This window comes from Metasolibacillus sp. FSL K6-0083, assembly GCF_038630865.1.
GTDB lineage: Bacteria > Bacillota > Bacilli > Bacillales_A > Planococcaceae > Metasolibacillus > Metasolibacillus fluoroglycofenilyticus.
Genome location: NZ_CP152046.1, coordinates 2,512,309 through 2,526,893 on the forward strand (window position 1 = coordinate 2,512,309; position 14,585 = coordinate 2,526,893).

Genomic DNA, 14,585 nt, shown 5'->3' on the forward strand with positions numbered 1-14,585 from the left:
GATGAATGATTTATTTTACTTTAACCCAGATGGTGTAACACACTTGCTCAAAAAGTGATAGACCATTGACGGATGTCATAGGACTTGACACTTTTATCAATTAGCTCGAATAAAATCTAGACACAATTACACTAAAGTGTAATTGATTTATTGATAAGAATAGTTTGGTGCCTCTTTTGTAATTTGTACATTATGTGGGTGTGATTCACGAAGACCAGCCCCCGTCATACGAACAAATTGCGCTTCTTCACGTAAAGCTTGTAAATTGGCTGAACCACAGTAACCCATACCTGCACGAATACCGCCAATTAATTGGTGAATCGTATCAGCAAGTGGTCCTTTGTATGGAAGTCGTCCCTCAATTCCTTCTGGCACTAATTTTTTCGCATCTTCTTGGAAATAGCGGTCTTTCGAACCTTTTTCCATCGCACCAAGTGATCCCATTCCACGATATACTTTAAAGCGACGTCCTTGGAAAATTTCCGTTTCCCCTGGTGATTCCGAGGTACCTGCTAATAATGAGCCTAGCATAACTACATTTCCACCAGCCGCTAATGCTTTAACAATATCACCAGAATATTTAATACCACCATCTGCAATAATCGTTTTACCATACTCACGTGCTACTGAAGCAGCATCATATACAGCTGTAATTTGTGGTACGCCTACACCAGCGACAACACGAGTCGTACAAATTGAACCTGGTCCAATACCTACTTTTACTACATCTGCACCAGCATCAAATAATGCGCGTGTACCTTCTCCTGTAGCTACATTTCCCGCGATAATTTCTAATTCTGGATAAGCAGCACGGATTGATTTAATGGTATTTAAAACACCTTGTGAATGACCATGTGCTGTATCAATAACAATAATGTCAACTTGTGCTTCTACAAGCTTGGCAATACGCGTCATTGTATCACTTGAAACACCAACTGCTGCCCCTACTAATAAACGACCATGAACATCCTTTGCCGCATTTGGGAACTCAATTACCTTTTCTATATCTTTAATTGTAATTAAGCCCGTTAACTTACCGTTCTCGTCAACAATCGGTAATTTTTCGATTTTATATTGTTGTAAAATTTTCTCAGCATCTTCTAATGTTGTACCTTCAGGTGCTGTGATTAAATCTTCCTTCGTCATTACATCATCAATTTTTAATGAGTAGTCTGAAATAAAACGTAAATCACGATTTGTAATAATACCTACTAGTTTTTGGTCGTCCATATTGTTTACAATCGGAACGCCCGAAATGCGGTATTTCCCCATCAAGTGCTCAGCATCAAACACTTGGTGCTCTGGTGTTAAGAAGAATGGGTTTGTAATAACGCCATTTTCAGAGCGTTTTACTTTTTCTACTTCCTCAGCTTGCTCATCAATCGTCATGTTTTTATGAATAATACCAATTCCACCTTGACGTGCCATTGCAATTGCCATTTTTGCTTCTGTTACTGTATCCATACCAGCGCTTATTAAAGGGATATTTAATTTGATTTTCGGTGTTAATTGTACTGATAAATCCACGTCTTTTGGTAATACTTCTGAATGAGCTGGGACTAGTAGTACATCATCAAATGTTAATCCTTCTTTAGCAAATTTTGTTTCCCACATTTCGAAAATTCCTCCTAGGTAAAAGAATATTATTGTAAGGTTATCAACGTGCTCCTGCGGTGTCAAGATATTATAAAAAGAAAAATAATTCCGACTATTGATTATCCAATTTTAAATATAAAGAAAAGAGCTTTGTTCATTCCTATCATAACACTTTTATATTTTATTTATATTTTTCTTGCTTTGAAATTTTCAAAAGAGCATACAGGGTATTTCTTGCATTATTAAAATAATTCAGTATAAAATTTGGAAATAAATGATACACTTACATTAACTAAATTTACGTTATACATATCAATTCTTATTTAACTAGCAGAACGATTAAGAAAATAATATTATTAGAGGTTGATTATATATGAATAAGATACAACAATTTTGGAGTGATTTTTGTATAGTAACTCATAAAGAAGGAATCGAATATAAAGATGCATTTCAATTTGGAACTTCCGCTGATTGGTTAGCTGATTTAGTTGTCGAGGGAAAGAAAACAGCGACAACTTCAGGTTATATGTTTTATGAGTTTGAAAACGAAGCTATACCCCAAACAGGTGAATATTATATCGTTCTAAATGGGCTAGAAGAGCCCGTAGCAGTAATTCAAATCCAATCGGTTGAGGTTATTCCGATGAATGAGGTAACAGAAGAATTTGCTTTAGCTGAAGGGGAAGGAGATTATCAGTTTTGGTGGAATGCACATGAAAAATTCTTTACCGAATTATTAAAGGAATACGATAAAGAATTTTCACCAAATATGTTAGTTGTATGTGAACGGTTTAAAAAAGTATATTCAAAATGAAGTATATAATTATGCCTTAGTTAACCCTAGCCAAGATTAGTTACATCCCTCCTATCCCTTACAGATGAAGCAATGCCCTACTCTCACAGGGGCGCCCCCAACTACCAGCGGCACTTCAACGCAGCACAGCTGAGCCGCCGATTCCTTCGTTGCCCACGTCGCTTGCGGTGCTCATGTGCGATGCACATTCCGCTCCGCGCTCCTTGACGCCTCGGACTCCTTGCTCTTCTGCACTGCTTCAAGTTGACATTCGATTGAAAAATTAAGCCATTGTTTGCCTCCGATTACGCGCCGAGCTGACCTTCGGTCTTTGGTAGTTGGGGGCTTCTTTTCCATATAAAAAAACCACTGATTTCTCAGTGGTTTTGATTGCGAAGCAATGTCCTACTCTCACAGGGGGCGCCCCCAACTACCAGCGGCACTTCAACGCAGTACAGCTGAGCCGCGGATTCCTTCGTTGCCCGCGTCGCTTGCGGTGCTCATGTGCCATGCACATTCCGCTCCGCGCTCCTTAGCGCCTCGGACTCCTTGCTCTTCTGCACTGCTTCAAGTTGACATTCGATTGAAAAATTAAGCCATTGTTTGCCTCCAATCACGCGCCGAGCTGACCTTCGGTCTTTGGTAGTTGGAGGCTTCTTTTCCATATAAAAAAACCACTGATTCCTCAGTGGTTTTGATTGCGAAGCAATGTCCTACTCTCACAGGGGGAAGCCCCCAACTACCATCGGCGCTAAAGAGCTTAACTTCCGTGTTCGGTATGGGAACGGGTGTGACCTCTTTGCCATCATTACTTCACTTGCACATGGATGTGCTGGCGTCTACGTTACCACAGGATGTGGTGCTTTTAGTAGACGTTCCTTGAAAGAGTTTGTTCTTTCAAAACTGGATAAACGAACATTGAAACAAGTTTTAATTGTGGTTAAGTCCTCGATCGATTAGTATTCGTCAGCTCCATGTGTCGCCACACTTCCACCTCGAACCTATCTACCTCATCGTCTTTGAGGGATCTTACTTACTTGCGTAATGGGAAATCTCATCTTGAGGGGGGCTTCATGCTTAGATGCTTTCAGCACTTATCCCGTCCATACATAGCTACCCAGCGATGCCGTTGGCACGACAACTGGTACACCAGCGGTATGTCCATCCCGGTCCTCTCGTACTAAGGACAGCTCCTCTCAAATTTCCTACGCCCACGACGGATAGGGACCGAACTGTCTCACGACGTTCTGAACCCAGCTCGCGTACCGCTTTAATGGGCGAACAGCCCAACCCTTGGGACCGACTACAGCCCCAGGATGCGATGAGCCGACATCGAGGTGCCAAACCTCCCCGTCGATGTGGACTCTTGGGGGAGATAAGCCTGTTATCCCCGGGGTAGCTTTTATCCGTTGAGCGATGGCCCTTCCATGCGGAACCACCGGATCACTAAGCCCGTCTTTCGACCCTGCTCGACTTGTAGGTCTCGCAGTCAAGCTCCCTTGTGCCTTTACACTCTACGAATGATTTCCAACCATTCTGAGGGAACCTTTGGGCGCCTCCGTTACCTTTTAGGAGGCGACCGCCCCAGTCAAACTGTCCGCCTGACACTGTCTCCTACCCCGCTAAGGGGCACGGGTTAGAATTTCAATACAACCAGGGTAGTATCCCACCGACGCCTCCTTCGAAGCTGGCGCTCCGAGATCTCTGGCTCCTACCTATCCTGTACAAGTTGTACCAAAATTCAATATCAAGCTACAGTAAAGCTCCACGGGGTCTTTCCGTCCTGTCGCGGGTAACCTGCATCTTCACAGGTACTATAATTTCACCGAGTCTCTCGTTGAGACAGTGCCCAGATCGTTACGCCTTTCGTGCGGGTCGGAACTTACCCGACAAGGAATTTCGCTACCTTAGGACCGTTATAGTTACGGCCGCCGTTTACTGGGGCTTCAATTCATAGCTTCGCTTGCGCTAACCACTCCTCTTAACCTTCCAGCACCGGGCAGGCGTCAGCCCCTATACGTCACCTTACGGTTTTGCAGAGACCTGTGTTTTTGCTAAACAGTCGCCTGGGCCTATTCACTGCGGCTCTCATGCGCTTGCACGCTCAAGAGCACCCCTTCTCCCGAAGTTACGGGGTCATTTTGCCGAGTTCCTTAACGAGAGTTCTCTCGCACACCTTAGGATTCTCTCCTCGACTACCTGTGTCGGTTTGCGGTACGGGTACCTCCCACCTCGCTAGAGGCTTTTCTTGGCAGTGTGAGATCAGGAACTTCGTCCATACGGACTCGTCATCACAGCTTGGCGTTAGAGTGTGCGGATTTGCCTACACACACGCCTTACTGCTTGAACAGAGACAACCAACGCTCTGCTTACCCTACCCTCCTGCGTCCCCCCATTGCTCAAACGGTGGGGAGGTAGTACAGGAATATCAACCTGTTATCCATCGCCTACGCCTATCGGCCTCGGCTTAGGTCCCGACTAACCCTGAGCGGACGAGCCTTCCTCAGGAAACCTTAGTCATACGGTGGACAGGATTCTCACCTGTCTTTCGCTACTCATACCGGCATTCTCACTTCTAAGCGCTCCACCAGTCCTTCCGGTCTGACTTCAACGCACTTAGAACGCTCTCCTACCACTGACATCGTAGATGTCAATCCACAGCTTCGGTGAATCGTTTAGCCCCGATACATTTTCGGCGCAGTGTCACTCGACCAGTGAGCTATTACGCACTCTTTAAATGATGGCTGCTTCTAAGCCAACATCCTGGTTGTCTAAGCAACGCCACATCCTTTTCCACTTAACGATTACTTTGGGACCTTAGCTGGTGGTCTGGGCTGTTTCCCTCTTGACTACGGATCTTATCACTCGCAGTCTGACTCCCGTGTATAAATATCCGGCATTCGGAGTTTGTCTGAATTCGGTAAAGCGAGATGCCCCCCTAGTCCAAACAGTGCTCTACCTCCGGTATTCTCCATCACGAGGCTAGCCCTAAAGCTATTTCGGAGAGAACCAGCTATCTCCAGGTTCGATTGGAATTTCTCCGCTACCCACAGCTCATCCCCGCACTTTTCAACGTACGTGGGTTCGGGCCTCCAGTAAGTGTTACCTTACCTTCACCCTGGCCATGGGTAGATCACCTGGTTTCGGGTCTACGACAACGTACTCCTTCGCCCTATTCAGACTCGCTTTCGCTGCGGCTCCGCTTTCTCAGCTTAACCTTGCACGTTATCGTAACTCGCCGGTTCATTCTACAAAAGGCACGCTATCACCCATTAACGGGCTCTAACTACTTGTAGGCACACGGTTTCAGGTTCTCTTTCACTCCCCTCCCGGGGTGCTTTTCACCTTTCCCTCACGGTACTGGTTCACTATCGGTCACTAGGGAGTATTTAGCCTTGGGAGATGGTCCTCCCGGATTCCGACGGAATTTCACGTGTTCCGCCGTACTCAGGATCCACTCTGGAGGGAATGAACTTTCGACTACAGGGCTTTTACCTGCTCTGGCGGACCTTTCCAAGTCGCTTCGTCTACTTCATTCCTTTGTAACTCCGTATAGAGTGTCCTACAACCCCAAAGAGCAAGCTCTTTGGTTTGGGCTTTTCCCGTTTCGCTCGCCGCTACTCAGGGAATCGAATTTTCTTTCTCTTCCTGCAGGTACTTAGATGTTTCAGTTCCCTGCGTCTGTCTTCCATACGCTATGAATTCACGTATGGATACTATGCTATTAAACATAGTGGGTTTCCCCATTCGGAAATCCCCGGATCAAAGCTTACTTACAGCTCCCCGAGGCATATCGGTGTTAGTGCCGTCCTTCATCGACTCCTAGTGCCAAGGCATCCACCGTGCGCCCTTAATAACTTAACCTTCAGCTTTCGATATACATCGCCATCCTGCGTCAGCTACTTTCGCTCATTCAGTCACGTACAGAGGTACGCTCCTTCATTCTCTCAAGCTGCTTCCTTGGCTTGCTCGTATCTCGAAACCTTCATTTTCAGCTTTCAATACACATCGTATGACTGCGTCAGCTTCATTCACTCTGTCAGTCACGTACTTAGGTACGCTCCTTCCATCGCTCAATCGCTTCCTTGTCCTACTCGTGTCTTGAAACCTTCATGTTAGTTACAACTTATCTCATAAAAGAAATAAGATTTAAGAACTTACACGATCAATTACTTGATCTATTTAAAACTTGTTACTTTCAATGTCGTTTTATCCAGTTTTCAAAGAACAAATAGGCTACCTGTATTTGCTTCCTCGCGTATTTGCGACGAGTAACCGCAGGAGCACAATAAGAAGTATTCATCCATTGATGAACCTTCAAAACTGAACAGCAATCCGTGAATGCTATCTCCGTAGGAGATATTCCGAAAATATCCTTAGAAAGGAGGTGATCCAGCCGCACCTTCCGATACGGCTACCTTGTTACGACTTCACCCCAATCATCTATCCCACCTTCGGCGGCTGGCTCCAAAAGGTTACCTCACCGACTTCGGGTGTTACAAACTCTCGTGGTGTGACGGGCGGTGTGTACAAGGCCCGGGAACGTATTCACCGCGGCATGCTGATCCGCGATTACTAGCGATTCCGGCTTCATGTAGGCGAGTTGCAGCCTACAATCCGAACTGAGAACGGTTTTATCGGATTAGCTCCCCCTCGCGGGTTGGCAACCGGTTGTACCGTCCATTGTAGCACGTGTGTAGCCCAGGTCATAAGGGGCATGATGATTTGACGTCATCCCCACCTTCCTCCGGTTTGTCACCGGCAGTCACCTTAGAGTGCCCAACTGAATGATGGCAACTAAGATCAAGGGTTGCGCTCGTTGCGGGACTTAACCCAACATCTCACGACACGAGCTGACGACAACCATGCACCACCTGTCACCGTTGTCCCCGAAGGGAAAACCATGTCTCCATAGTGGGCAACGGGATGTCAAGACCTGGTAAGGTTCTTCGCGTTGCTTCGAATTAAACCACATGCTCCACCGCTTGTGCGGGCCCCCGTCAATTCCTTTGAGTTTCAGTCTTGCGACCGTACTCCCCAGGCGGAGTGCTTAATGCGTTAGCTGCAGCACTAAGGGGCGGAAACCCCCTAACACTTAGCACTCATCGTTTACGGCGTGGACTACCAGGGTATCTAATCCTGTTTGCTCCCCACGCTTTCGCGCCTCAGCGTCAGTTACAGACCAGAAAGTCGCCTTCGCCACTGGTGTTCCTCCAAATCTCTACGCATTTCACCGCTACACTTGGAATTCCACTTTCCTCTTCTGCACTCAAGTTCCCCAGTTTCCAATGACCTTCCCCGGTTGAGCCGGGGGCTTTCACATCAGACTTAAGAAACCGCCTGCGCGCGCTTTACGCCCAATAATTCCGGACAACGCTTGCCACCTACGTATTACCGCGGCTGCTGGCACGTAGTTAGCCGTGGCTTTCTAATAAGGTACCGTCAAGGTGCCGCCAGTTACTACGGCACTTGTTCTTCCCTTACAACAGAGTTTTACGATCCGAAAACCTTCTTCACTCACGCGGCGTTGCTCCATCAGGCTTTCGCCCATTGTGGAAGATTCCCTACTGCTGCCTCCCGTAGGAGTCTGGGCCGTGTCTCAGTCCCAGTGTGGCCGATCACCCTCTCAGGTCGGCTACGCATCGTTGCCTTGGTGAGCCATTACCTCACCAACTAGCTAATGCGCCGCGGGCCCATCCTGTAGCGATAGCAGAACCATCTTTCAACTTTAAAACATGGGTTTCAAAGTATCATTCGGTATTAGCCCCGGTTTCCCGGAGTTATCCCCATCTACAGGGCAGGTTGCCCACGTGTTACTCACCCGTCCGCCGCTAGCGTTACTTCGGTGCAAGCACCAAAGTAACACTCGCTCGACTTGCATGTATTAGGCACGCCGCCAGCGTTCGTCCTGAGCCAGGATCAAACTCTCCATAAAAAGAATTTGAGTAAGCTCAAATTTGTATCTGTCGCTTCGCTTTCGATACATTAAAACATTTGCTGGCATCTTCATTCGATGTCCAAAATTGTGTTTCATCTATTCAATGAAACTTTATTCATTCACGTCTTGCTTGTTCAGTTTTCAAGGTTCATGTTATTGTTGCATCTGTCAGACGCAACTTTTATATAATAGCACGCTATGTTTTTTAAGTCAACTACTTTTCTAAAAAAACTTTTTCTTGAAAATATTGCTCATACATCATAGCGACTTTTTAAATATTATCAGATGTCTAATCTAAGGTCAATACTTTTTAAAAATAATTTTCATTTAAAATTAGTGAGTGTTTATATGCCTTAAATATTGAATGAAGTATTTAGAAATAGGCGTTTTTTTCTGCTGCTTCATTTTCGGTACAAAGGATCCGCCTCAAAATGACTTTTCAGACGAATCCTTTGCTGAATCTAAATAAAAATAAAACGAATGAGGCTATAGGGGCTCTCCTACTTTCCCATCCTTCAGCTTTATTAATGAGCAATTAATCATCACTTTTTGTAATAACTCGTGATATATAGAAGGAACGCACTGTTGCTAAATCGATAATTTCGCCAGTTCTCGTTATTTTCACTAGCGGTCTTGTTGGTGCATATTTATTAATAAACATAACTTCTGCCCGCTCTTTATTTGATAGCTCGACTTTAGTGCCGATTGGCAAATCAGCGACAATAGCGATTAAAGCATTCACAACTTTAATATCAAACTTTCCAAACTCCGACTCCTTAATCATCTCTATTACTTGGAAAGTTGCTTTTTGTTCACTGTATAGTCGTTCGCTTGTCATAGCGTGATAAACGTCTGCTACAGCAATAATTTGAGAGAAAATTAAAATGTCCTCACTTTTTATTCCTTTTGGATACCCACTGCCATTTAATCGTTCATGGTGTTGGAATATGGCTTTCTTCATTTCACTTTTTAATGCTGCTAAATCTTTTACCATTACATAGCTATGAACAGGGTGTTGCCGTATTTCAGCAAACTCTTGTGCAGTTAACTTACTCGTCTTGTCACGGATTTTTGCAGGAATTTTTGCCATTCCAGAGTCTGCCAATGCACCGGCAATTGCCATTTGGATACAAATACCTTTTTCATAGCCAAGCTTCTGCGCCATAATAGAGGAAATTAATCCTGTTGCTATACAATGATGGTATAAATAGTCTTGTGGGTTTGAATAGCTGTTTAAATCAAATATATAAGAGCGATTTTCAAGCACTTGTTCGATTAGCGGAATAGCCATCCCACGTATTTTTGTCATATCAATTTTTGCGCCAGATTCCCAATTGAAAAATTCCTTTTTGAATTGTTGGATTGCACTAGCATAGGATTTTTCGAATGAAACAGCTTGCTCAATATGCTGAACAGGCTTACTTTCAACAACATCTACCGTTTTATTACTTCCTGCCAACTGCTGATAAATTGGAATAGCTTTAATATTAAAGACATTTAGTAAATGTATATGCTCATAAGTGATTTTCGTATCTTTATAAATAATAGGATATTGTGTATTTGCAAATATATGATCCGCTATAGTCTGTCCAACCTTTATTTCCTTAACATTTATGTGAGTAGCCTCCAATTTAAAAACCACCTTTGTGTACGTACTTTTCTTCCATTGTATCGTAACAATTTGTATAAATATAGTAGTATTTATAAAAGAAAGGAGCTATAGAAAAGCAAATATTCCTCTGCTTTTCTATAGCTCCGTGTAAAAGATTTTTTCTTTTACTCTAGATTTTCATCGTCCTCATCATCTGTCACTTCATCTGCATTGTCTTTTTCAACCTTCGCTACAGTTGCCACATATTCTTCTTCCGCTAAACGAATTAAGCGGACACCTTGCGTGCTACGGCCGATAATGGAGATATCCTGTACGTCCATTCGAATAAGCATTCCGTTAATTGTAATGAGCATAATATCCTCAGTACCATCAACTGCTTTTACCGCACACATCTTACCGTTTTTCTCAGTAATTTGCATTGTTTTTAAACCAACACCACCACGACTTTGTAAACGGTATTCGTGCTCAGGTGTACGTTTTCCATAGCCTTTTTCTGTAACAACTAAAATTTCCTGACCTTGTTCGATAATTTCCATACCGACTACATAGTCACCTTCACGCAGTTTAATTCCTCGGACTCCGGCAGCCGAACGTCCCATTGAGCGAATATCTTCTTCTTTGAACCGGACTAGCATACCGTCCTGTGTTCCAATAATAATTTGCTTCTGTCCATCTGTTAAACGGACAGAAATTAAATCATCATCCTCACGTAAGCTAATCGCAATTAAGCCGTTTGTCCGTATATTGGAAAATTGCGATACTGGTGTACGTTTTGTAATACCTGTTTTCGTTGTAAAGATAAAGTACGCATCCTCGTCAAAAGATTCTACGCGAATCATCGCTGTTACTTTCTCATCTTTTTCGATGTTTAATAAGTTTACAATCGGTAAACCTTTTGCTGTACGACCGAATTCAGGTATTTCATAGCCTTTCGCTCGGAACACTTTCCCTTTAGATGTGAAAAATAAAATCGTATCATGAGTCGATGTAAATAATAAATGCTCTACAAAATCGTCCTCATTTGTGCCCATACCTTGCACGCCACGACCACCTCGTTTTTGTGAACGATATGTATTCGCAGCTAAACGCTTAATATAACCATTATGCGTTAATGTTAATACAGAGTTTTCACGCGGAATTAAATCCTCGTCCTCAATCATTTCTAAACCGCCAGCAGTAATTTCTGTACGGCGTATGTCATTATAACGCTCCTTAATTTCAAGCATTTCCTTACGAATAATCTCAAGCACTTTTGCTTCATCTGCTAAAATTGCTTTTAAATCAGCGATTAATCTTTGTAGCTCCTGATATTCCGCTTCAATTTTTTCACGCTCTAAGCCGCTTAAACGAACAAGACGCATATCAAGAATTGCTTGCGCTTGTCGCTCACTCAATGTAAAGCGCTCCATTAATACTGGCTTCGCCTCATCACCGCTACGAGAGCCGCGAATAATCGAAATAATTTCATCAATATGATCAAGTGCAATACGTAAACCTTCTAAAATATGCGCACGCTCTTCTGCCTTGCGTAACTCAAATTTTGTACGACGTGTAATTACTACTTTTTGATGCTCTAAATAATGGTGTAACGCTTCTTTTAAACTTAAAATTTTCGGTTGTCCATCTACTAACGCAAGCATATTTACACCAAAGCTGGATTGCATAGCTGTTTGTTTATATAAATTGTTCAGAACGACATTGGCATTTGCATCACGACGTACTTCAATAACAACACGCATACCACGACGGTCTGATTCGTCACGTAAATTCGTAATACCATCGATTTTTTTATCGCGTACAAGCTCGGCGATTTTTTCAATGAGCTTCGCTTTATTTACTTGATATGGTAGCTCATGAATTAAAATTGTTTCCTTGCCATTGCTACTTTGCTCAATTTCTACTTTAGCCCGAATAATAATTGAGCCTCTACCTGTTTCATAAGCACGGCGAATACCAGAGCGACCAATAATTAAACCTCCTGTTGGAAAGTCCGGTCCTGGTATAATCTCCATTAGCTCTTCTGTCGTAATAGCTGGGTTTTCAGACAAAGCAAGCACTGCATCAATCGTTTCACCAAGCTGATGTGGTGGGATGTTTGTCGCCATACCTACAGCGATACCAGAAGCACCATTGACAAGTAAGTTTGGATAGCGAGATGGTAATACCCTTGGCTCTTGCTCACTACCATCATAGTTTGGATCATAATCAATTGTGTCTTTATTAATATCACGTAGCATTTCCATTGCAATTTTTGACATACGCGATTCCGTATATCGCATCGCTGCTGCACCATCACCATCAACTGAGCCGAAGTTTCCATGCCCATCCACCAGCATGTAGCGATAGCTGAAGTCCTGTGCCATACGAACCATTGCATCGTAAATAGATGAGTCTCCATGCGGGTGATATTTACCCATTACATCCCCTACGATACGGGCACTTTTCTTGTATGGCTTATCTGACGTATTTCCTAGCTCTTGCATCCCATATAAAATTCGGCGATGCACCGGCTTTAAACCATCTCGTACGTCAGGTAAAGCACGTGCCACGATAACACTCATAGCATAGCTTAAAAATGATGTTTTAATTTCAGTCGTAATATTTCTTCCTTGAATATTCCCATGTTCGATCTCAGACAAAATATAGACCTCCCTTCCAAACGATTAAATATCTAAATCTGCATAAACAGCATTTTCTTCAATGAAATGACGGCGTGGTTCAACGTCATCACCCATCAATTGATCAAAAATTCGATCCGCCTCAATCGCATCATCCAATTCAACACGAATTAATGTACGATGCTCTGGGTCCATTGTCGTTTCCCATAATTGCTCCGCATTCATTTCACCTAAACCTTTATAACGCTGTACGTTTGGTTTTGGTACACTTGATAATCGATTTAAAATTTCTTCTAGCTCTGCATCTGAATAGCAATACTCTACATGCTTCCCTTGCTTCACCTGATATAGTGGTGGCTTAGCTGCATAGACATAACCAGCCTCAATCAGCGGGCGCATAAAGCGGAAGAAAAATGTTAATAACAGTACACGGATATGTGCGCCATCAACATCGGCATCTGTCATAATAATAATTTTATGATAACGCGCTTTTTCTAAATTAAATTCTTCTCCGATTCCTGTACCAAAGGCAGTAATCATTGCGCGAATTTCAGCGTTCGAAAGAATTCGATCCAAGCGTGCTTTTTCTACGTTTAAAATTTTCCCGCGCAAAGGCAATATCGCTTGGAAATGACGGTCGCGACCACTTTTCGCTGAACCACCAGCAGAATCACCCTCAACGATATAAATTTCACATTCAGCAGGATTTGTAGAAGAACAGTCTGCCAGTTTCCCGGGCAAGCTGGATACTTCTAAAGCTGATTTACGACGTGTAAATTCACGGGCTTTCTTCGCTGCAACACGAGCCCGAGCTGCCATTAAGCCTTTTTCAACAATTTGACGTGCAACAGTTGGATTTTCTAGCATAAAGCGCTCAAAACCATCTGAGAATAAAGCATTCGTAATTTGGCTTACTTCTGAGTTACCTAATTTTGTTTTCGTTTGTCCTTCAAACTGAGGATCTGGGTGCTTAATAGATACGATGGCCGTTAAACCTTCTCGCACATCCTCACCTGTTAAATTAGTGTCAGCCTCTTTTAGTAGACCGTTTTTACGTGCATAATCATTAATAACACGCGTCAAAGCCATTTTAAAGCCGGATTCATGTGTACCGCCCTCATACGTATTAATATTATTGGCGAACGACATAATCGTAGAAGAGAAGCCTGCATTATATTGCATAGCAATTTCAACGGCAATTCCGTCCTTTTCTCCATGTACATCAATCGGCTCATGAAGTGGCTCTTTATTGGCATTTAGATGCTCAACATATGAGCGTATACCACCTTCATAGTGATATGTAGTTGAACGTACTTCATCCTCACGCTCATCCGCAATTGTTAAACGAATTCCACGATTTAAGTACGCTAATTCACGCACACGTGTAGCTAAAATATCAAATTCATAAACAGTCGTTTCAGTAAAAATATCGGCGTCCGCCTTGAAGCGTGTCATTGTTCCTGTTTCAGTCGTATCACCGACAACCGTTAGTGGCTGCACAGTACGTCCACGAGAAAATTTAATGCTGTGTATATGACCGTCACGCTTTACATAAACCTCAGTTTCAATAGATAATGCGTTCACAACAGAAGCACCTACACCGTGTAGACCACCTGATACTTTATAACCGCCACCGCCAAATTTCCCTCCAGCATGTAGCACAGTCATAATAACTTCAACAGCTGGTAAACCCATTTTCTCCTGAATGCTTACAGGAATACCACGGCCATTATCTTCTACGCGAATCCAGTTATCCTTCTCAATTGCTACTGTAATATCCGTACAAAAACCAGCAAGCGCCTCGTCAATACTATTATCAACGATTTCCCATACTAAATGATGTAGCCCCTTTGAACTTGTAGAACCGATATACATACCAGGGCGTTTACGAACTGCTTCCAAGCCCTCTAATACTTGTATTTGGTCAGCATCATATGTCTGCTGCTGAACGTCTTTTTCTTCTAAAGACACTATGTTCACCCACTCTTTCTTCACACTGTGTACAACCATTATTCCCTAAAGGTCTTG

At 43.3% G+C, this 14,585-nt stretch carries 5 protein-coding genes and 3 rRNA genes; 1 reads left to right on the forward strand and 7 read right to left on the reverse strand.

From position 1 onward, the window contains the following. Positions 1 to 147 precede the first annotated feature (147 nt). A complete protein-coding gene (guaB, locus tag MHB51_RS11715) occupies positions 148 to 1,614 on the reverse strand; it encodes an IMP dehydrogenase (protein WP_066165874.1) in 1,467 nt (488 codons plus the stop codon). 355 nt (positions 1,615 to 1,969) lie between these two features. Here guaB and MHB51_RS11720 point away from each other — a divergent pair, with 355 nt between their 5' ends. Then, complete coding sequence (locus tag MHB51_RS11720) at positions 1,970 to 2,410, forward strand: ASCH domain-containing protein (protein ID WP_066165871.1); 441 nt, start codon at positions 1,970 to 1,972, stop codon at positions 2,408 to 2,410. 679 nt (positions 2,411 to 3,089) lie between these two features. Here MHB51_RS11720 and rrf read toward each other — a convergent pair. The 6 genes from rrf to gyrB form a co-directional block, all read right to left on the reverse strand. Further along, positions 3,090 to 3,205, reverse strand: a 5S ribosomal RNA gene (rrf, locus tag MHB51_RS11725). 120 nt (positions 3,206 to 3,325) lie between these two features. Further along, a 23S ribosomal RNA gene (locus MHB51_RS11730) occupies positions 3,326 to 6,253 on the reverse strand. 516 nt (positions 6,254 to 6,769) lie between these two features. Further along, positions 6,770 to 8,324, reverse strand: a 16S ribosomal RNA gene (locus MHB51_RS11735). The 16S, 23S and 5S rRNA genes sit together here, the layout of an rRNA operon. 538 nt (positions 8,325 to 8,862) lie before the next feature. Further along, positions 8,863 to 9,957, reverse strand: coding sequence for an HD-GYP domain-containing protein (locus MHB51_RS11740; RefSeq protein WP_066168480.1), 1,095 nt, complete (start codon positions 9,955 to 9,957; stop codon positions 8,863 to 8,865). A 146-nt stretch (positions 9,958 to 10,103) separates the two neighbouring features. Continuing rightward, complete coding sequence (gyrA, locus tag MHB51_RS11745; protein ID WP_107943575.1) at positions 10,104 to 12,578, reverse strand: DNA gyrase subunit A; 2,475 nt, start codon at positions 12,576 to 12,578, stop codon at positions 10,104 to 10,106. A gap of 24 nt (positions 12,579 to 12,602) precedes the next feature. Further along, a complete protein-coding gene (gene gyrB, locus MHB51_RS11750; RefSeq protein WP_235616090.1) occupies positions 12,603 to 14,528 on the reverse strand; it encodes a DNA topoisomerase (ATP-hydrolyzing) subunit B in 1,926 nt (641 codons plus the stop codon). Positions 14,529 to 14,585 lie beyond the last annotated feature (57 nt).